Annotated in this window: 19 protein-coding genes; 6 read left to right on the top strand and 13 right to left on the bottom strand. The window is 40.3% G+C overall.

Annotated features, from left to right (window positions below; genetic code table 11):
- Positions 1-28: 28 nt before the first annotated feature.
- The 6 genes from PTUN_RS09530 to PTUN_RS21760 form a co-directional block, all read right to left on the bottom strand.
- The gene (locus PTUN_RS09530; RefSeq protein WP_009840043.1) at positions 29-430 is read right to left on the bottom strand and encodes a BLUF domain-containing protein; all 402 of its coding nucleotides are present in this window, start codon (positions 428-430) and stop codon (positions 29-31) included.
- 218 nt (positions 431-648) lie between these two features.
- Complete coding sequence (locus PTUN_RS09525; protein WP_009840042.1) at positions 649-1362, bottom strand: GNAT family N-acetyltransferase; 714 nt, start codon at positions 1360-1362, stop codon at positions 649-651.
- Positions 1359-1808, bottom strand: a complete 450-nt coding sequence (locus tag PTUN_RS09520; RefSeq protein ID WP_009840041.1) for a DMT family transporter — start codon at positions 1806-1808, stop codon at positions 1359-1361. The genes PTUN_RS09525 and PTUN_RS09520 overlap by 4 nt, the downstream gene beginning before the upstream one ends.
- A gap of 141 nt (positions 1809-1949) precedes the next feature.
- Positions 1950-2576, bottom strand: coding sequence for an NAD(P)H-dependent oxidoreductase (locus PTUN_RS09515; RefSeq protein WP_009840040.1), 627 nt, complete (start codon positions 2574-2576; stop codon positions 1950-1952).
- A gap of 83 nt (positions 2577-2659) precedes the next feature.
- Positions 2660-3241 (bottom strand): Crp/Fnr family transcriptional regulator, encoded by a 582-nt coding sequence (locus PTUN_RS09510; protein ID WP_040644153.1) that lies wholly within the window; start codon positions 3239-3241, stop codon positions 2660-2662.
- Positions 3242-3322: 81 nt separating this feature from the next.
- Positions 3323-3460, bottom strand: a complete 138-nt coding sequence (locus PTUN_RS21760) for a hypothetical protein (protein WP_009840038.1) — start codon at positions 3458-3460, stop codon at positions 3323-3325.
- Between the two features lie 117 nt (positions 3461-3577).
- Here PTUN_RS21760 and PTUN_RS09505 point away from each other — a divergent pair, with 117 nt between their 5' ends.
- On the top strand, positions 3578-5515 hold the full coding sequence (locus tag PTUN_RS09505) for a M6 family metalloprotease domain-containing protein (RefSeq protein ID WP_009840037.1): 1938 nt from the start codon (positions 3578-3580) through the stop codon (positions 5513-5515).
- Between the two features lie 233 nt (positions 5516-5748).
- Here PTUN_RS09505 and PTUN_RS21755 read toward each other — a convergent pair whose 3' ends face one another.
- On the bottom strand, positions 5749-5925 hold the full coding sequence (locus tag PTUN_RS21755; RefSeq protein WP_009840036.1) for a hypothetical protein: 177 nt from the start codon (positions 5923-5925) through the stop codon (positions 5749-5751).
- Positions 5926-6013: 88 nt separating this feature from the next.
- Complete coding sequence (locus PTUN_RS21750) at positions 6014-6154, bottom strand: hypothetical protein (protein ID WP_009840035.1); 141 nt, start codon at positions 6152-6154, stop codon at positions 6014-6016.
- Positions 6155-6402: 248 nt separating this feature from the next.
- Between PTUN_RS21750 and PTUN_RS09500 the strand changes: the two genes are divergently transcribed.
- Positions 6403-7014: an HAD-IB family hydrolase gene (locus tag PTUN_RS09500; RefSeq protein ID WP_040644267.1), complete on the top strand. Its 612-nt coding sequence runs from the start codon at positions 6403-6405 to the stop codon at positions 7012-7014.
- A gap of 44 nt (positions 7015-7058) precedes the next feature.
- Here the strand turns inward: PTUN_RS09500 and PTUN_RS09495 are convergent, their stop codons facing one another.
- The gene (locus tag PTUN_RS09495) at positions 7059-9764 is read right to left on the bottom strand and encodes a CHASE domain-containing protein (RefSeq protein WP_009840033.1); all 2706 of its coding nucleotides are present in this window, start codon (positions 9762-9764) and stop codon (positions 7059-7061) included.
- 197 nt (positions 9765-9961) lie between these two features.
- A complete protein-coding gene (locus PTUN_RS09490) occupies positions 9962-10858 on the bottom strand; it encodes a LysR family transcriptional regulator (RefSeq protein WP_009840032.1) in 897 nt (298 codons plus the stop codon).
- Positions 10859-10996: 138 nt separating this feature from the next.
- Here PTUN_RS09490 and PTUN_RS09485 point away from each other — a divergent pair, with 138 nt between their 5' ends.
- Together PTUN_RS09485 and PTUN_RS09480 are read left to right on the top strand one after the other, a co-directional pair.
- On the top strand, positions 10997-11824 hold the full coding sequence (locus PTUN_RS09485; RefSeq protein WP_040644152.1) for a DUF6671 family protein: 828 nt from the start codon (positions 10997-10999) through the stop codon (positions 11822-11824).
- Positions 11821-12795: an L-threonylcarbamoyladenylate synthase gene (locus PTUN_RS09480; protein WP_009840030.1), complete on the top strand. Its 975-nt coding sequence runs from the start codon at positions 11821-11823 to the stop codon at positions 12793-12795. The genes PTUN_RS09485 and PTUN_RS09480 overlap by 4 nt, the downstream gene beginning before the upstream one ends.
- Before the next feature lie 87 nt (positions 12796-12882).
- Here PTUN_RS09480 and PTUN_RS09475 read toward each other — a convergent pair whose 3' ends face one another.
- The 3 genes from PTUN_RS09475 to PTUN_RS09465 form a co-directional block, all read right to left on the bottom strand.
- Complete coding sequence (locus PTUN_RS09475) at positions 12883-14394, bottom strand: trehalase family glycosidase (protein ID WP_009840029.1); 1512 nt, start codon at positions 14392-14394, stop codon at positions 12883-12885.
- Between the two features lie 9 nt (positions 14395-14403).
- Positions 14404-15642: an MFS transporter gene (locus PTUN_RS09470; RefSeq protein ID WP_040644151.1), complete on the bottom strand. Its 1239-nt coding sequence runs from the start codon at positions 15640-15642 to the stop codon at positions 14404-14406.
- A gap of 109 nt (positions 15643-15751) precedes the next feature.
- Positions 15752-16759 (bottom strand): LacI family DNA-binding transcriptional regulator, encoded by a 1008-nt coding sequence (locus PTUN_RS09465; protein WP_009840027.1) that lies wholly within the window; start codon positions 16757-16759, stop codon positions 15752-15754.
- Between the two features lie 269 nt (positions 16760-17028).
- Between PTUN_RS09465 and PTUN_RS09460 the strand changes: the two genes are divergently transcribed.
- Entirely contained in the window at positions 17029-19284 is a 2256-nt protein-coding gene (locus PTUN_RS09460; RefSeq protein WP_009840026.1) for a TonB-dependent receptor, read from the top strand.
- Positions 19285-19557: 273 nt separating this feature from the next.
- Positions 19558-21420: a DUF885 domain-containing protein gene (locus PTUN_RS09455; protein WP_009840025.1), complete on the top strand. Its 1863-nt coding sequence runs from the start codon at positions 19558-19560 to the stop codon at positions 21418-21420.
- Positions 21421-21525 lie beyond the last annotated feature (105 nt).

Here is a 21525-nt window from a genome sequence, read left to right as displayed (position 1 = left end):
TTAATCTATTTGTTTTTGATATCTTTGGTTAGTCGATTTCAATTAAATGGTGACTAAACGCTAATAACAGTTTTTTACTGAGCGCTTTATTAACGATGTTGGGATCGGATAAAAAGTCCGGTTTTATCGACTCGTTACTGATATCTGCAATACCCATAGCCCATTGACCAAAATTACGTTCATCAATTGGATTTAAGATCAGCGCTTCAACCTGATGGTGACGTGGGTCTTGTTTTATTTTTTTAAAAAGTGCCAAGATAGTCTCTTTGTCGCCCTCTAAAACTTGCATAAATTTCATATTATTATACAACAACATGCCTGTTATTTTGTGTTGAGTATTGTACTCAATGCACGATTTCTTAAGTGTACTTAGTTGCTCTGGACTGAGCGGGGTTTTAGCATGGCTGGTATAAATAAATTCAATTAGCATAAAGTACTTATATCAAAAAACGATAAACAAAGTTTAGACGAATATGAAAAAGAGTCGATTGCAACAGCTCAATTTGCTTAATATAGGCGCAAGTAAACGATAAAAAGGGTAATCGATTGAAAGTATAAAAAACAGCCTTTAGAAATATTAAAAGTACTCACTTTTAATATTTCTAAGGGCTGTTTTATCTGCCAATTATCAGGTAACGATACGGTTAACTAAAGTACACGGTATGAATAAAGTGGCACTTGCGCTTTAAAACCGAGCTTTTCATACAATGGCAAACCTGCTTGTGATGCTTGTAAAGTCAATAAGCTTGCACCTTGTTGTTTGGCAAAAGCAATCAAGTGTTGCATCATTTTTTTGGCAAGTCCCTGTCCTCGAAATTCTGTAAGCGCGCCCATTTGATGCAAACCAAAGGTGGTTTGTTCACCAAAACCAGAGTTTGTTTGATGCAAAATAGCTGTCACTGCAATTTTTTCATCTACTTTGAGCGACAATATCCAATTGTTTGAGTGTTGCGCTAGCTGCTCGATAACATCGGCATCTATTTGATAACCAAAGGCTTTACCACACGCATTTGCCCATTGAATAAAGTCAGTTTCAGGGGTTACTTTTGAGCAAAGCTCGGCGGCGGTATTATCATTAAGCCCTAAACTCATGGTAATTAAATGGCTTTGAGTAAATTGCGCCGGTAATAGTTGTGAATTTATAGGGTGTGTTGACACCAAAACATGATCCGCGATAGTCGTAAGGTTACTCGAAAGAGGACTATCAAACCCAGCCTGCCAAAGTTTATGTGGCCATTGATTATGGCGAAACCATGTACCTTGTTGAGTAAAAGGCATGGTTGACCAAAAGCTATGTAAATTAGTTAAGTTTTGTTCAAGTATTGACACCATTGAGTCAGTGTTTGAGTGTGGTAGCTTCATTTAAATTCCTTATTAATTAGCACTAATGCGGCAATCATAAAAATAATGCCAAGTATTTTTTGTCCGTCGATGTGTTTAATTGGGCTTTCAAACCAACCAAAATGGCTTATCACGATGCTGAGCATCAATTGGCCTGCTAAAGCAAAACTCATTACATTACCCACCCCTAATTTGGGGATTAAAAAATAAAAGCTTGCGACGCCAATTACACTGAAAATACATGAACACCATAAAAACCATGGCACTTGACTGAGGTTAAGGGCGCTGATAGTTGTCCCGTATTGATTGAAATAAGCCACCGTACTAACTAGTGCAAAACTGCTTAAAAACGCAAAGCTGGTGGCAAGAAGTGGGCTGCCTAAAAGTTGACCAAGCTGCGCGTTCATTGCAGCTTGCAGCGCAATGCAGGCACCTGCGCTAAGGGCTAATAATGCAAAAAGATTCATGGTTATGCTCCTATTTGTATGATGAATTTAGAGGATTGCTAAATATCGTTGTATTCCTTTACCTAGGTTGATAATGTAAAAATTTCAAAGGTATTTTATCGCCGCACTGTACATTCAATGTGATGGATGCAAGACTTGGTTTTAAAGCGCAATAACAAGCTCGTCTATTTTTAATCGATGCTTAGGTTTACTCGCTGCTTTATCGGTTAGCGCACGATAGCCAATAGGAATTAATACAGTTGCGCAGAGGTTTTGGGTTTTTAAGTCCAATACATGATTAATCCCTTGGGCATCAAAACCAGTTATCGGGCAGCAGTCGATATTCAAGATTGCGGCACTGGTTAATAGTGTGCCAAGCGCAATGTAAGTTTGTTCTGTGGCCCAACTCGAGCGTTCAGACTCAGAGCGATTTAATAAATCACTTTGAATATTATGTTGATAACCCGCTAAGGATTTACTCTTGGTATTTAATGTTACGGCAAGGGCCGTGATGAACTGTGTTATATCCTTATCCGTGATAGCAGTTTTACTGGCTAAAACCAGCAAATGAGAGCAGTTCATCACTTTATCTTGTCCATAGCTATGGACTAAACAAGCCTGTTTGATTTTTTCACTGCTGATAACAATTAGCTTATAGGGTTGAATACCATAAGCGGCTGGCGCTAATCTCACCGCCTCGATAAGGTGTTGAATATTCTGTTCAGATAAGCTTTTTTGTGCAAACTCTTTTACAGCGTAGCGCCAATTTAATGCGGTCAATAGACTCATCGTTATCTCCTGATATTGAATGACGCTACAATAACCAGACTTTATGGCGCTTTCCTTTACATATGTTGATAAACCAAGATTTTTTATAATTCTTTTTTGATACGGCTCAGTTGGGTAGGGGTTATACCTAAATAGCTTGCGATATGATATTGGGCTAAACGGGGTACGATGGCAGCGTGCTCGTTGATAAATTGTAAATAACGATCTTTTGCCTCAAATTGAAGGTGTTGCATTTCTTTACGTTCTTTTTCCAGTAGCCAATGAGTTTCTAGATAATGTATTTGAAAATGGCTGATCTCAAGATTGCTATACATCAGCGCTCTAAATTGAGCAAAATTGATTTCAATCACTGTTGATGCCTCAATGGCCTGCACAGCTAAATTAATCGGTTGCTGCGTTAATAGCGGGCTCATCACTCCAGGAAAGCGGCCTTCACGAAAAAAGGTTTTGTTATATTCATTGCCTTGCTCATCTAAAACATAACCACGAAATAAGCCTGTAACGACAAAACAAAAGCAAGTGGGTATTTCGCCAACAGGGTATAAAACCTCGCCTTTGGCAACTGTTTTAAGTTGACAACAAGCTTTAAAAGCGTGCCAGCTGGTTTCACTTAACTCTTGGTACTGATTAATAATCTGGCGTAAATAATCAAATGGGCACGGCATAACAAATTCCATTTTTTGTTTATGGTAACCAACCTAGCGACACGAATAAACGCTTTAGTAAATTAATTTTGCTGCTGGTGTTTATATTAAATACTGTGAATTGGTGTGAGGCACAGATTCACCTTGGGCTAAGTCATTTAACTCAATGATGGTGATGTCATTAAGTGCCAGTGATTTACTCAGTGCTATTTTTGGAATTAATACTTCACATGATTGCATGTAACAAAAAAGTATAATTTATAAAATTAAAAGAAAGGTTAAACTTTGACCTGTTGTAAATTTTAAGTTAAACATTTAATACCCAAATTGGGTAATTTAACTTTTAAGGGAACAACAATGAAACTGAAATTTACACTTTGTAGTGCAGCGCTTGTATGTGCTAATGCCTTTGCCGCCATTCCATACAACAACAGCCAATACACATTTACACAACCGAATGGTGAGGTGATCACTGTGGTGCTAAACGGTAATGACTATTACGCAGAGCAACGCACTCTAGATGGCCGATTGGTGATGTTTGATAACACCCTAAAAGGGATGGCCTTTGCCATGCTTAATCAAGCTGGCAGTGATTTAGTTTCGACAGGGGTGTTAGTGAGCAGCAATAATCTAAAAACGCTCACAAAAAATGACACTGAGCTTGCAACATTGCAAAATCAACAGCAAGGTTTAAGTACGCACGCCAAAGCTCGCTTGGTGTCAGAAAAAATGCAGCAGATGCTAGGTAACAGTTCGACCGCCGATTTTGAACAGACACTACTTGAACAAGATGATGAGTTACAACACAGCGATACGTTTACGCCAAGTTCCGATACCTCGACCTTGATCAGCGGCAACATTAAAGGGCTCACGATTATTATCGATTTCCCAGATGAGCGCGGCACAATTACCCAGCAACAAGTTGAACGTTTTTTAAATGATGTCAACTACAGCGAATTTGGCAATGCTCAGTCTGTGCGGGGTTATTTTAAAAGTGTCTCAGGCAATAAGTTAGATTACACCAATACAGTCACCCGTTATTACACCGCGAAAAAGAATAAAGCTTATTATGCTGATTCAAGCTTAAGCTCTACCGTGCGCTCACAAGAGTTGATTTTAGAAGCGCTAAATTGGCTTGAGTTCCAACAAGGATTCAATTTTGCAACATTATCAACTAACAGCTCAGGCGCAATTCGTGGGCTAAATGTTTTGTACGCTGGTAATTCAGACAGCGCTTGGTCAAAAGGTTTATGGCCACACATGGCAAGATTAAGCCCACGTTTTTGCGCCGATGGTGTTTGTACCGATCGCTACCAAGTAACCGATATGCGCAGTAGCTTAGCCATAGGCACATTTGTTCATGAATCTGGGCATTTGATCACCAATTGGCCTGATCTCTACGATTATGATGGCAGCTCTGAAGGCTCAGTCGCAAGCTTTGGAGTGATGGGTTATGGCGCAATTGGTAATACAAACCGTTTTAAACCAACGCCACCGGTTGCACATTTTAGAGCGCTGGCAGGCTGGGATAGCGTCACAGAGCTTAATCCTGCAATTAATAGTAATGCGCCTACAGGTACACTCACGGCAACCTCTGATAGTAATACTTCTTATAAATGGACTAACCCTGCTAATCAAAACGAAGCGTTTTATATCGAAGCAATTCATCAATCGGGGCAAAGTTCAGAGCAGCTTGATCAAGGTCTTGCTATTTGGCATGTCGATAGCCAAGGCTCAAACTCCAATGAATGGCGTCCTTATATTCAAATGGAGCATGCAGATGGTAATCGCGATCCAGAATACAAACGTAATCGGGGTGATGCCCGTGATTTATTTGATTATGCAGGTGAGTTCTCGAGCATTTATCCCAATGCACAAACATCCAGAGGCACCAATGCGCTATGGTGGAATGGGCAAGACTCAGGTTTGAGTATTAGTAATATCAGCTCACCCGGTAAAATCATCACATTTAAAGTGGGTGATACTGTCATTACACCACCGAAAGATGAAACTTACACTGGTACTTTAAACGAAAAGCAACAGGCAATTGAACCTAACGGCACTTGGTTTGAATATGGTGGAGGCGCGATAAGTTTAAAGCTTGTCGGACCTACGAATGCAGATTTTGATTTAAAAATCGAACGTTGGCAAAGTAGCACGTGGCAACAAGTAGCTATCTCTGAAACACCGACGTCAAATGAACAAATTAACTATAACGCCAGCGCAGGATATTACCGTTTTGTTGTCTATTCTTATTCCGGCGCAGGGAATTACACATTAACGGTGAGCAAATAATTCAGCTTTATTCTTTAGCTCAGTAAAAATGTTGTTTATTGCAAACACTTAAATTGGTCAATTGAATTACGTATGGGTCATTGTTAAAAAATGCAGGGTAAGGATTAAGACCATCAGCCGAATGTAAATTCGTTAATACTGCATAACGCTTGCAGGCATAAAAAAAGCACTTAACGCTGAATTTGTAGGTTAAGTGCTTTTATTCATTTTGATAATTGGTCATAGGCATCGCCTTATGGTGTCTGAGTGGTTTTACATTTAAATCCTTTGCTATCGACATAGTCAATATTGTGCTCGGTTTTACATTTTGACAACGCCATTTCTTCGTGATGTGCCAGGTTGTAACCCTCTGCCACTGTACCAACAACAATCAATGAAAACGTTGCTATCATCAGTGTTTTTACTTTCATGTCCTTGTCCTACTCCTTTTTTTAATGAGGCAATAATCTAAAAAGGTTAATATTTTTAGTCTCACCCGGTTGTTTGTAGTCAATCTATTTAGCGTGTTGCTAATACAACCGCACCACCTACTATAGTGCCAACTAATAAAGCACTGGCCATGCCTGCAATCACTAAACCACCAACGATTAAACCTGTTAAAGAAGTTGCCATTGCAATGTCAAATTTTGAAGTGTTCATAATAATTATCCTTTTCTGTTAAATTTGAAGCGATGTATTTCGTTTCGTTGAGGTAAGATTAGGGGAGATTAAGTAAGGTGTTTTTGCCTAAGTGATGAATGGTTAAAAGGGGTGATTAATGGCGAAAAATGATAAGGGAATGAAATAATTCAGAAGTGATTTATGTCTTAGTCTGTTTATCTGTCACATATGATGCAAGCTTGCTAATATTTGATACCATTGAAAAAACTTTAATGACGGGAATTTTTATGGCGAATGGAAAAAAGCAAAACATAGCATTGTTTGATTTTGACGGCACAATTACCGAGCGAGAATTGTTTAGCATTTTTTTAAAATACAGCGCCTCAAGAATGCGCAAAACAATCGGTAACCTCATTATTTTGCCATTCTATATTTTATACAAAAGAGGGTTATTGAGTCCTATCGCCTTACGAAAAATGAGTGCCTTTTTAGCACTTTTTGGCCGCAAATTTGAATCGCTGAACCAACAAGGCAAACAATTTTCTACAGAAATCATCCCGCAGTATTTGCGAAAAAATGCTTTGGAGCGAATTCTCTATCATAAGCTGCAAGGTGATACCGTAGTGGTCGTCTCAGCCTCGTTAAATCTGTATTTAACGCATTGGTGTCAGGAGCAAGGTTTAGCACTTATTTGTAATGAAGTCGCACTAAAAAATGGCTACGCAACAGGAAAATTTGTCGCGGATGACTGTAGTAATGAAATGAAAGTTAAGCGAGTACTCAGCCAATTTGATTTATCAAATTTTGATCAGGTCTTTGCTTATGGAGATACCGAGGAAGATTTAGCTATGCTCAAACTTGCAGATGTTAAATATATGGGCTGGCAAATTTACGGCTAATCTGAGTTAGCTAACACAGGGTGTGTCTTATTCTCTAAACTGCCTTAGAGAGTCATTTTGGCATTTAGGGCCTTATGTATCACAGACATTAATTGGTCAGAATCTAACGGCTTAGCTAAATAACCGTTAAAACCAACTTTGGCATATAAAATTTTGTCTTCTGCAAAAGCATTGGCGGTCAGGGCTACGATGGGAATAAAAGGGTCAAACGCTTTGATATGTTGGCAAGCGGTGATCCCGTCCATTTCAGGCATTTGTATATCCATTAAAATAAGATCAGGTTGGTGCTGTTGGGTTAGCTCTATCGCCTCTAGACCATTATTGGCGATGATTAATGTTGCATTAGTTGGTTTAAGCATCGCCGTGACAATAATGATATTGATGGCATTATCTTCTGCTATTAATATGGTTTTATGATCAAGATTTAATTGCGTAATAACATGGGGTGGCGTGTTTTGTTGCACATGCGCTTGTACAAGTGGGATCATAATACTAAAGCTGGTGCCTTTGTTTTCTTCACTTGTTACGCTGATTTCACCTTGCATTAAATCAATTAAAGATTGAGATATCGATAAACCAAGGCCAGTACCGCCATATTTACGAGTCGTTGATTTATCCGCTTGTTCAAAACGATTAAATAAACGTTCAATCGCATCTGGCGCGATGCCAATCCCGGTATCTATCACTGAGATTTGCAGCCCATTAGATGTGGGTAAGGCGTTAACCAAAACCTTTACGCCGCCAGTATTCGTAAATTTAATTGCATTTGAAATTATATTGAGCAGAATTTGCCGGATACGAATGGGATCACCAAACCAAAAGTCGTGTTTAACATTAATCTCAAACGTTAAATCGATTTGTTTGTTAAAAGCATTAACTGATAAATCGGAGTTAATATGCTCAATTAATTCTGATAGTTTGAAATTAGTCAGTTCAAGGGTGAGTTTTCCTGCTTCTATTTTAGAAAAATCTAAAATGTCATTAATGATAACCGTTAAGTTTTTAGCTGAATACAAGGCTTTATCAAGCAGGTTTTTTCCATCAGAAGAGAGATTTTCTTGTTTAAGTAATTGCATTACTCCAAATAGCCCATTCATCGGAGTGCGAATTTCATGGCTCATGTTCGCTAAAAACTCAGACTTCACTTTTACTGCTTTTTCGGCGCGATCTTTGGCATGGGCAAGGGCTTGTTCGCGTTTAAGCTGTTCGGTTAAATCCGATGCAATCCCTAAAAAACCTACTAGTTCATTAAATTCATTATATAAGCTGTTGATGCTTAGTTTTACTTGGAACTGTTTACCTTCTTTATGAACATAGGTCCAACGATTTATATCCTGTTGTCCAATACGCGCTTTAGCAACAAAGACCTCAAAACCAGGTTCTATCTGAGTACCAAGTTCATCACTGAGGGCTTGGGCTCTTGTCATTATCTCATCTGGTAGATGAAAAATACCTGGGTTGAGTTTACCAACAAGTTCATTGACGCTATAGCCGAGCATTTTTTCACCAGCGGGGTTGATAAGGGTAATTATGCCTTTGATATCGGTTGTAATAATGGCGTAACTCGATGCTTCTAATATTCTTTTTTGCAATAAGTTTATATTGGCAATCTCAGATGCGCGTTGCTCGACTTGTTCTTCAAGTTTTAAATTGGCTTCTGTCAGCGCTTTTTCGCGAGCTTGGGCCAGTTCTAATTCATAGGCTTTCATTTGCGATTGGCGCATTAAAATTAATTGACCACTAAATAGCGCAAGCATGATGGTAAATGTAATGGTCATTACAGCACCAAACGCTTGGTAAGGCGGCGCTAAATTTAGTTCGTTTAAAAATTCAGGTGTTGCTGTTAACGTTAATTGCCATTGTCGTCCCAGTAAATCGATAGTGTGCACACTGCGGTGCTCATTCAGAGCAAAAGCCATATCACCAAAGGTATAAAACTGTTGTGGGCTCTGTGTAGTTTGGTCGCTAATTGATAAAATAATATCGGCTTTTAAACTACTAACATCACTTAATACTTCATCGATTAAGATAGGTGAATAACTCCATGCCACTACATTTGCTACGCGTTGCTTCGAAGTAGTAGGGGGCGTAAGTGAATTGAATACCGGACTTAAAATCAAAAAACCTTGTTGTGTTTTTTGATTGGCTTGAACTAGGGTAATTGGGCCGGTTAACCTGGGGGAATCGTATTCGGCGGCATTTAAAGCGGCGTTGCGGCGCATTGCTTCAGAACCAATATCAAGGCCAACAGCTTGTTTATTGCGAGATTCCGGTTCGATATATTGAATAATAAACAAGTCATCGTTGTGAGGCGCAAGTTGCCTGATATTAAAGGTATTATCAGGACGTTCAGCTTTTGCCATTTCAATAAAAGCAGTTTGATCTTGCGGTTTGACTAATCGAATGAGCCCCAAACCACGCGGCTCAGGGTAATCGTCATTGTAACTGTGAGACTGGATATAGATCTGCATTTTTTGATAATTAAAATTATCTAAGCCAATGGTTGAAATATTGCTTCGTAAACTTTGTAAGGCATAGCCATATAAAGTGACACTGTCTTTAACATTTTCGGTAATATGGGATAAGCGCTCATTAAGTGCATTTTGAATCACACTTTGCTCTTCTTTAACAGCCACTTGATTAAAATGAATCGCCAAAGATAAACCCATAACAAGTGCAACTAATGGCAGCCATAAAGAGTGTAAAATCGATTTTTTAAGTTGCGAGCTTTTTGGACTTATTGATTGCATTATATCCTTACCGAATAAAAATCGAGCAAATAGGGTATTAGCGAAACGAGTTACGCATTTTACTCACTGATAATAGCATAGTATTAATTATTGCAATTATTAACAGAATTAATCACTTGTAATTAAATTTTTGCTGTTAAAGAGTATTGCTCATTACTGATAAAATACCCGTTGTTTAGCTTCTTTTTAATCGTTACTTATAACGTTGCTGTTGCTTGGGCGCCCAACATTGCCAATAAACTTGCTAATTTTGGATGAGTACGTTGGCGGGGCACGGTTAAGGCGTAGCAATTTTCATAGCTATTGGGTAGTTCAAGGTATTGCTGTAATACACCACTTTTTAGTTCATCTTCAACCACAATTTTAGGCAGTACCGCCAAAGCGCCACTGTCGCGGGCAAGTAGCCTGAGCATTGCCATATCATCTGCTTCAGCTACTACGTTTGTTTTTAGTTGATAATGGGCACAAAGTGCATCAAATGACGTTCGAAGTGGGCTTTCTACGGTGGGTAAGACCCAGTTTTGCCTCTGATATTGAGCGTTTAAATCCCCAGATAATGCTAAATTAGGTGGCCCAACAATGACAACGGGTTGATGAGCGAGTAGTTGGCTTTGCCATAGTTGTTTATTGCTGCCAAGCACTGCAATATTTGTTAGCGCAAAGTCGAGCTGGTGGTCTGCTAATGCGTTGAGTAATTTGGCTTGATCCATAGACTTAAATATGAAACGGCAATCACCTTGACTGAGCAAAGGGGCAATGAGTGCCTCAATAAAATTACGTGACATGGTTGCAAGGGTGCCAATGCGGATTGTGGCATGCTCAGGATCAAGACCTGATGCCAGTAACTGTTCAAGTTCGGCCCCTTTACTAAAAATATCCTCAGCATAGCGTAAAGTATGATGACCACTTTCGGTCAAAGTAAGCTGTCGCCCTGTGCGATTAAATAAGCTAATACCTAGATTTTGCTCTAGTTGCTTTATTTGTGCCGACAAAGCCGATTGTGAAACATGTAACTGCTCAGCGGTTTTAGTTAAATTACCTATTTTTGCAACCTGCCAAAAATAGTAAAGATGATGATAGTTTAATCGGTTCATTGTTCACTTTAACAGAACGAAAATTCATTAATTATGTATTTTACTTATGTATTTAAACTTTGCACAATAACGCCTTTAGATTAATGGGTTATCAATAGATGATTGAGCGCCATTTCATAAACTTATATGGCCCTTAAAATGACAGTTAAAAAACATATAGGCTTACTTACTTTGCATGGCAAAGCTGGGCAAATTGCACCGGCTTTTATGTCATCATTTGCCAGTAACCTAGTATTGACCACCGATTTTGATACCGACTTGCTAGGCAGCTTTACCGGAGAGCCTCCTCGACTTAAAACACCTCAAGAGTGCGCTATCGAAAAAGCAAGCCTAGCGGCGGATTTAACCTCGTTAGATGCAGGCATTGGCAGCGAAGGCAGTTTTGGTCCCGGTCCTTATGGCTTGGGGATAATGAACCGTGAGCTAATTGCCTATGTAGATACAGCACTGGGTTTTAAGGTATTAGGACAATTTAATGGGCCAATTTTAGTTAAAGGTCTTGAGGTTAACGCTCATCAACATAAGCAACTTGAAGAGGCTGAGCTGTTATTATCTCAAGTCCCTGCGGGACAAGGGCTGGTATTACAACTGGCCGATAATCTCAGTGTGCAGCAAAAGGGCTTAAGTGTTGACGAAGTCAGGTCAATGTTACCCCATTGGCTAGCACAAGGAACAGTTAAACTCAGTTATGATTTACGGGCTCATCAGTGCCCAGCGCGCCAAGTTCACATCATTAAAGCGGCGCAAAACTTGGTTGAGCGTTTAAAGTGCGAGTGTCCTAAATGTAGTACACCGGGTTTTTGGCCTGAACACTATGAAACCGGCTTACCTTGTGAGCTCTGTAATACACCCACTGAAAAAATAAAGCATCGTATTGCAAAATGCCAACACTGCTTACATACAGATATTTACCCAGAGGCTGAAGCATTCGCCCAGCCAGATTATTGCCCAAGGTGTAATCCATGAAAACCTTAGTATTATCAGCTCAGCAGCAAGCCGATATTGCAAAAGCTGCCCAGTTAATTGAGCAAGGTGAGCTTGTAGCCGTACCAACCGAAACCGTTTATGGCCTCGCGGCCGATGCGCGTAATGCACAAGCGGTAGCAAAAATTTTTGCCGCAAAAGGTCGCCCAACAAATCATCCTCTTATTGTGCATTTAGCTGATCACACAAAAATGGCCGATTGGGCAAAAACAGTGCCTGAAACGGCACTAAAACTAGCCGCCGCATTTTGGCCCGGCCCGTTAACGCTATTGCTCAATAAAGCCGAGGGCGTCAGTGATGTGGTAACTGGAGGTTTGACGACGGTGGGACTCAGAGTGCCGGCACATCCTGCATTATTAAGCTTATTACAACAGTATGATTTAGCGGTTGCCGCACCTTCGGCCAATCCGTATAAAAAGCTTAGCCCAACCTGTGCTGAGCATGTATTAACTGGACTTAACGGCAAATTAGCCGCAGTACTTGATGGCGGTGCCTGTGAGCATGGGTTAGAGTCAACCATTGTTGACTTAACAGGCGATACCGTACAGATTTTGCGAGCAGGCCCCATTACAGCCAATGAACTCAGTGCAGTTTTAGGGCAACCAGTGACTCAGCCGCAGCAACATAACAAAGCGGTACCCGGCAACGTTAAAGCCCATTATCAGCCCAATACGCTGCTTCGAGTTATGAACAAAACCCAGTTAAACGAAGCACTACAAAGTGTGACCGCTCAAATTGCATTGTTAAGCTTCGAGACCAAAAGCGATAAACCGAATGTGCACTTCGTTGCAATGCCAACAGATGCCAAAGACTATGGCCAAGTGTTGTTTCGTGAATTAGGAAAAGCCGACACACTCGGTTTAGCCGAAATTTGGCTTGAAAGCCCACCACAAGGCCAGCAATGGCTGGCAGCGCACGACAGATTAAAACGAGCCGCCACCCATTTAGGGTAAAGCCAAATTTAAAGCATAAAAAAGCGCATTATGAAATGCGCTCTTTTTATTTGTTCTCAATTTAGCCCGTTCTACTGTTTGAGTAAATTATGCGTTTATTTGCTCTGTTAATTTGTAAAAGCGAGCCGTTACGCCATTGGTCCAACCAAAACCTTGCTGCACCTTATATTCTCCGCCTCCGGCTCGGTGAGCAGGATCGCAAACATTGTATTTTTCAAGTAAGCAATGATCGGTGGCAAAGTTGGCCTCTATCATGGTTAACCAGCGAGCGATAATTGTTTGGGCGTCAGCGTTAAATCCGTAATAGTTAAATCCTTGCACCGCAAACCACTGCAATGGTGCCCAGCCATTGGGGCTGTCCCATTGTTGCGCTGTTTTATTCAAAGTGGTGACAAGCCCTCCCGGTTTTAAAAATTCGGCCATAATTTTACGGTTAACATGTAACGCTTGTTGATGGGTGGCCAATTGTACAAATAATGGTACTACGCCTGCCAAAGAAAGTACTTCAGATTGAAGTCCAAGCTTATGATTATAGTCTACAAAAAAGTTAAGCTCGTTATGCCATAAATAGTGATTAATTGCCTTGTTACGACTTGCAGCCAGTTGATTAAAATAGCTTTGTTTTTCTGGACGTTTTAATACGGCAAAATATTCGGCTAGTTGGTATTCAAGTTGATACAACAAACAATTTAAATCAATAGGGATGATATCAGTTGTTTGAATGCTAAGCAGGGTAGTGCCATCGGCTAACCATCGGCTACTAAAGTCCCAGCCTGACTCACATGCAGCTCTGATATTTCTAAAATATTGCTCTCGTTGCGCTTGCGCTAATAACGCGCTGTCGTGTAAATCTTCACGTAATGATTCTGGTCGTGCTGTCGCTTCATCATCCCAATAGCGGTTTAATAAAGCTCCATTTGCCATACGAACAATACGTCGGTGGCTTGTATTGTCTGGGTTTAACTCGTCATGTCCTTGCATCCAAAAACGATGTTCTTGCTCAAGTGCATTGGCACATTGTGCTAACCAGTCAAAGTCAGCCTTGTTGCGATATTTTGCTTGCCATACTAAATCAACCATAAGCGCTAAAATCGGTGGCTGAGAGCGCGAACTGTAATAACTACGGTTCCCATTGGGAATACAGCCATTACGATTTTGTAAATCAATAAAGTTCATCAGCATATCTTCAATGCTGTCAATATCGCCCATGTCTTCAAGGCCTAAGGAGGTAAAATAACTATCCCAATAGTAAATTTCTTGAAAGCGTCCTCCAGGCACAATATAGCTGTGTTGTAATGGCAGTAACGAGCTACTTTTGGCGTTATCTGCAGGGCGATGTAAATGCGGCCAAAGCGATTCAATATAGTCTTTGACGCTAGTTGTATTAAGCTGTTGGTTTGGCAGCTCAGCGCACTTAAATGTAAATTCCTCTGCCACAAACTGAGCTAAATCAGCCCCTTGCAAAGGCGCCTTTGCTAGATAAAGCGCACAGGCATGTTGCCAACTGTGTTTGGCCTCAGCATCAGCAAAGGTTTTACTGTCAGCAAATAGACCGGCTAATTGTACGTCTAAAAATAATTGGCTATTAACAAAGTTCATGATTGTCCTTTAACTGGCGCTTGGGTGCAGGCTGAGAGTCATTTTTTTAAAAAGAGTAACGCTAATTAATAAAAAGCTAATTGGGATTAACGTCAGATAAAAAGCATGTTGGCCACTGAGAGTATCAAAGACTAAACCGGTGATAATCGAGCCAGTTGTGCCACCTAACGCTGAAAAAACAACAATTAACCCTGTCATAGCTGCATGTTGATGTTGCTCAAGTGAGCTCAGCATGACGGAGTTAAGTAATGGATATAAAGGAGCCATAAAAAAACCAATCAATGGCAACAAATAGGCCGCTAAAGGCACATCAAGCAGACTATTAATATTACTGCCATCAACATGGTGAGTTAGAGGTAAAACCAGTAATACTAATGCCGCCATCGCGAGTAAACAGCCTAACAGGAGCTGATACCAGCCGATAAAACGCAGCATTTGGCCAGCCACTAAACGACCCAGCGCCAGGGCTGCGGCAAAAACACTCGCAAGTTGAATGCTAATATCAACTGGCAATTTAAGTACTTGATTATTAAACGTTGGTAACCAAGTACCGACACCTTGTTCAATCAAGACATATAAAAATGCGCTAATAATAAAAATAATGACGAGCGGTTTGTAAGTGAGTTTTAGCATTTCGATAAATGCTTGCCATTGATTATGTGGTAATTGACCAGCATTTTGTGCTTTGATTGGCGCAACAAGCACCGCTAAAAATGCCACACCAACAAAGGCTGCTAGTAAATAATAAACATCAAGCCAGGTTTTACTGTGTACATCTGTATTATCAATAAAACCCGAAAATACCCAATAACCAGATAACACACCCAGCATAAAGATGCCTTCAATGGTGTTTAACAGCGCAGAATGTTTATTTGCGCCATCAGTCACTTGACCAATCACCGAATAAACTGAGATTTTCATAATTGCAAAACTACAGCCAATGACCGCAAACAGCAGTTTAAATCCATAAAATTGCGCAATAGTGGGGATCAGTAAACAGATTAAAGCGACAGCTGCCAGCGCAAACAGCATGGCAAATTTATAACCAATACGGGGAATAAACGAAGCAATAACAAACGATACCAATGCGATGGTTAAATCTTTATATCCTTCTAAAACAGAAGCTTGAACTTTGGTAACGTCAAAACTATTAATGGACTGCAAGATGACAGTGCCGACGCTGTTGAGTAAAATTGCGAACACAAAATAGCTGCATGCGAGCGCTATGGTTATTCTTATTGGATTCATTCGCCTAGCCAGTTAATTATTTTTTTTAGTCTAGTTTAGCTAAATTTAAAATGCAAACGTTTGCATTTTAAATTTTAATTCAGCCATGAGTATCTAGGCACTGGATGGGTTAACGTTTGGTAGATTGACGATTAATTAATTCAATATCAACAACTTGGGACTGTGCTGTTTCGCCTTGTAGTTGAGCAAGCAGCTTCTCAACTAACAAAACCGATGCACGTTGGGTATTTTGTCTAATACTAGACAAAGAAGGGTGGCTAATATCGGCCATCGCAATATCATCAAAACCAACTAGAGCAACATCATTTGGAATGCTAATGTAGCGCTCTTTTAACGCTTTCATTGCCCCAAGAGCAACCATGTCACTGCATGCCATGATGCCATCAAAACAGAGTCCTTTTTCAACCAGCAATTGATTTATTCCAAGGTATGCAGCGCTACTAGTAATATCAATTGATACCACCTGTGGCGAGGCTTTAACAGCAGCAAGCGCAGCAAGATAACCGCGATAACGCTCTGCTATTTCGGCATGCGCAGGATCACCTAAAAACAAAATATGTTTGGCGCCACATGCTAATAAATGTTCAGTGGCTATGCGTCCGCCAACAAAGTTGTCACTGCCAACAATAGGGTAATTACTGGGAGTTTTAGGGTCGCCCCATACCACCAAAGGCACACCAGCGTTGGCCGCCGCTTCAATGTTTATCGGGCTTTTACCTTGGCCAACCACAATAATGCCATCAGCACGACGGCTGTTAATGAAATAATTGGCCCAATCATCCCCAGCCATAAAGGAGTTCGAAAGCAATAACTCTAATCCTTGCTTGTTTAACGCTAGATTTATTTCGCCGACCACTTTTAGCAAAAAAGGGTCATTAATCGACTGCTCAGTATCACCATCAAAATTAATTATCACTGCAACCACATTGGTTTTTTGTGATCGTAGACGGCTAGCCGCAGTGTTTAAACTAAAGTTATGCTGTTTGGCCAAATGCTGTAATTTGTCTCGAGTTTCTTGCTTTATCAATGGGTTATTGTTTAAAGCACGCGAAACAGTTGAAGTAGAAACGCCAGCAAGCTTGGCTAAATCCGTTAACTTTAATTTCTTGTTATTCATTGGGTGATACGAAACCTTACTTAAAGCTTTGAGTTTGCAATATATCATCATTATTAGCGATAGGCTGCGGCCTGAAGGATTAAATTTTTAAAAATCAATAGCACAAATCATGTGTTTAAAAATAATACAGTAAAATGCAAAAATGAATTGCAAACGTTTGCATAAAGTTCTAAGGTTTTAATAGACGGCGCATTAATCATTAATAAAAAAATTTAACGCACTGTAATTTATAGGTTTTTTAAATTAGTTAATAAAAATGGGGAACACACATGAAAATTAACCTAGCAATGAGCTCTATTGCGTGTGCAGTATTGTTTGCACTTGGCAATCACACAGCTCAAGCCGAAGAAGCAAACCAAACCACCAATAATAAAGTAGAACGAATCGTGGTATCTGGCACGCCAGCGGGTATGGGTGTACGTAAAATCGATGCAAGTTATGCTGTAACTAACATTGACGAAGAGCAAATTATTAAACTGTCACCTAAAAGCACTGCCGATTTATTTAAAGCTGTCCCTGGGGTTTGGGTTGAAAGTTCCGGTGGTGAGTCTGGCGCAAATGTGTTTGTTCGTGGTTTTCCAGGTGGTGGTGATGCGCCATTTTTAACGCTCAGTATGGAAGGATCGCCAATTTATCCGGCACCCACACTCTCATTTTTAGAAAATTCGTCCCTATTTAGAATCGATGAAACCATTGAAACCATGGAAGCACTCAGAGGTGGGCCAAATCCTGTGGTATCAAACGGTCAGCCAGGTTTAACCACAAACTTTCGTTTAAAACGTGGCTCTGAAGATAGCAAAGGTTTATTTAAATACACCACCTCAGATTATGATTTACAACGAGTTGATGCGGTTATCAGTGGTGAAATAGCAGACGACCTTTATTTTATGATGGGTGGTTATGTAAAAAGTTCGCCGGGTATTCGTGATGCTGGATTTACCTCAGAAAAAGGCAATCAATTTACGATTAACATTACTAAGGTACTCGATAATGGCGAAATTAATTTTTATACCCGTCAAACTGATGATCATGGTGCATGGTATTTGCCAACGCCGTTAAACGTTGAGGGTATTGATGCAAAATACACCCAATTGGGTACTTTAAACCGCAAAGCTACAATTTTTACAGGGCCAAACAATGAGGCACACCAAATTGATATGGGTGATGGCCGTGGTTGGGAAGGTCATGTATCAGGTGGTAGCATTAAACTTGAGTTTGCAAATGGCTGGGCATTTTCCGATCGCTTTAATATCACCAAAGGTGATGCCAATACATTGGGTTTAGTGCCAGCGGGATCAGCAACGACGCTTGGCGCAGTTGCTGACAATAGCTCAACCGCAATTGGGGCTGTAACTGGTACGGTTTATACCGCTAATACCCCAGTACAACAACTTGGCCGCTGGGTAGTGCTCAAAGAAATCAGTTCATTTACCAATGATTTAGCTTTTTCAAAACAGTTTGGTGATTTATCTACTGCCTTTGGTTATTACAGTGCAACAACATCGGCAAACGATTGGTGGAGCTTAGGCAATACTGCTTATCATGTATTAGAAGCGTCAGGCGAAATGCTAAATGGGATCGCGTGTAATCAAAACCCAGCAGGCTGTGATTTTAATTATGATATTAATTCATCAGGTGATGCCCGTACCAATGCATTTTATGCCACAGCGCAATATAAATTTACCCAGCTGCTGACCTTTGATGCCGGCCTTCGAAATGAAAGCCATGAAGTAGAGTACAGCGTTGATGAAGACCTCGATGGCATATTTAATAAAACCGTGCAATACGATGAAAACAAAACCTCGTGGACTATAGGCATTAACTATTCACTTGACGATGACATGGGGGTCTTTGCTCGTATTAATCGTGGTTATAAAATGCCTTACTTTGATGATTTCAGAGATAACTACGGTGCATATCAGGCAGGTGAAAAACTGATTAAAGAAGTGACGCAAGCGGAAGTGGGTTATAAGTTAATGACCAAAAGTACCGACTTTTTTGCCACTTTATTTACCAATGAAGTCAAAGGTGACACATTTGTCCGCCGCCCGGGAGAACCGGCAGAAATCCTGACAAATCAAGCTTATGGGGTCGAACTTGATTACAGCTATAATCATGAGTCGGGTTTTTCGGTCAATCTAAACTCAACCTTTCAATCAACAGAAATCACTCAAAGCCCGGCAAACAAGGGAAACGAAGCCCAGCGCCAACCTAAATGGCAAATGCGTGTCACACCCAGTTATGATTTTGAACTAGACGGTATGTATGCAACCATATATGGCACAATATCGGCAGTTGATGACCGTTTTGGTAATAACGAAAATACAGTGGTACTTGATGGCTATGAAAAAATTGATTTAGGTTTGATTTTAGAACCAATGGAAGGCATTAAATTGCAATTAGCCATTGATAACTTAAGCAACGAACAAGGCATTACCGAAGGTGATCCTCGTAATGCAGATGCACCAAATGGGCGCTACATTATGCCTCGTACGACCCGTTTTAGTGTTAGTTATGAATTTTAAGCACCGAGTTTAGATTATCCCAAGCCGCTAAATGAGCTCATTAGCGGCTTTTTACTGTGTGCTGCGCTGTATTTTGCCTGTTAGGTGACAGATACAAACGTATAAATAAAGCTCTGAAAAAGTCCTAAAAATAAATAGCGTCCATTTTCTAATTATTTAATCCGTTAAATAAACTCATTTACCATACTAAATTGTAAATACACTGTTAAGTAATCTAAAAAAGCCTGTATAGTTATTGCATTACTTTGGTCAATAATAAATACAGGAAATAAAATGATTAAAAAAACCTTTAAATGGCTGGGCGCGTTATTGCTGCTGGCTTTGCTAGGTGGTGGCGCGTTTATAGCCCACGAGTGGTATGGCGATAAACCTGTTCGTTTTAAATCCTACGTTGATCGCACTATGGTCAAAATGGCTTTTGATAGCCCAGAAACCTTAACATCACTCGGGTTTTTAGAAAGTATTGGTATTAAAGGTCACAATGCAAACTTAGATGATGCAAGCCTTGCCAAAGACAATGAATTGTACGATATGTTGCCACAAATTCGCCAAGGTGTGGCGCAATATGCCGATGAAGATTTAGACAAATCAGACCGCATGTCTAAAGAAATTGCGTTGTACCTGCTTGATTATGCCGCAGTAGCAACTCAATTTCGTTTTCATTCTTATCCTGTAAATCAGTTGTTTGGGATTCAAAATGGCTTCCCAAGTTTTATGGATGCCCAGCACCAAGTCAATACTGTGGAAGATGCGAAGAACTACATTAGCCGTTTATCGCAAGTCAAACGTCAATTTAGCCAAAGTTTAGAAGGGCTTAAATTACGCGAAGAAAAAGGCATTATTCCGCCGCGTTTTGTTATCGACCGTGTGCTTGATGAAATGCAGACATTTGTTGCTCAACCCATAGATCAAAATATTCTCTATGTATCGCTGCAAGATAAAATGATTAAAGCCGAGCAAACGGCGCAAACAAATAACAAATCAGTATTTAGTGCCCAAGAGCAGGCCCAAATTTTAAGCCAAGTCAGCACGCAAATGCAGGCTTCGGTGCATCCCGCGTATCAACTTTTTATTGATTATTTCACCAGCTTAAAAGCAAAATCGACCACAGATGATGGCTTTTGGAAACTACCAGATGGTGATAAAGCCTACGCTAGTCTGTTAAAGTTTTTTACCACCACAGAGTATACCGCCGATTTTATTCATCAAACGGGTTTGACAGAAGTTGCTCGGATCCAAGGTGAAATTTTAACTATTTTAGCCAGCGAAGGGTTTGATATTAGCCAAGGTTTTACCCCAGCAATCGACACGCTAAAAGCGCAACCACAGTTTTATTATCCAGATACCGATGAAGGCCGCGCGCAAATTTTGGCTGATTACCAAACCATTCTTGATGAAGTCAGTGCTGGCCTTAATGATGCATTTAATGTGCGACCAAAAGCAGGCATGAAAGTACGTCGCATTCCAGAATTTAAAGAAAAAACCGCGCCTGGGGCGTATTATCAGCAACCGGCCATTGATGGCTCGCGGCCTGGTTTATTTTTTGCCAACTTGTACGATATAAAAGCCACTCCTAAATATTCAATGCGTACACTGGCGTATCATGAAGGCATTCCGGGCCATCATTTTCAAATTGCCATTGGCATGGAAGCCGAAGGGTTACCCCTGTTTAGAAAAATGTCGCCATTTACTGCCTATACCGAAGGCTGGGCGCTTTATGCCGAACAAGTCGCGTGGGAATTAGGTTTTCAAAAAGACCCGTATGACAACATTGGCCGCTTACAAGCTGAGTTATTTCGTGCAGTGAGATTAGTCGTTGATACCGGCATTCATCATAAACGTTGGACTCGTGAGCAAGCCATTAACTACATGTTAGCCAATACAGGTATGGCAGAGTCTGATGTTACCTCTGAAATTGAGCGTTACATTGTAATGCCAGGTCAAGCAACCTCATACAAAGTAGGCATGATGAAAATTCTTGAAATTCGCGCAGCAGCAAAACAGCGTTTAGGTGAGCAATTTAGTTTGTCTGAGTTTCACGATGTGGTGTTGACCAATGGTGCAGTCCCGTTAGACATTTTGGCTCGTATTGTTGATGACTATGTGACAGAAAAATTAAATAACCCGGCAAAATAGGCCATAAAGGCAGATAGAGAAAACAAATACTGACATATTTTTTTACAAAAAATATCAGCTGCGATTCCCTTATGCAGCTGATATCGTTTCTTGGTTAATACCTGT

It is taken from the genome of Pseudoalteromonas tunicata (genome assembly GCF_002310815.1).
Lineage (GTDB): Bacteria > Pseudomonadota > Gammaproteobacteria > Enterobacterales > Alteromonadaceae > Pseudoalteromonas > Pseudoalteromonas tunicata.
Note: the sequence above shows the minus strand (reverse complement) of the source record. Positions and strands in the feature narration are given on the sequence as shown.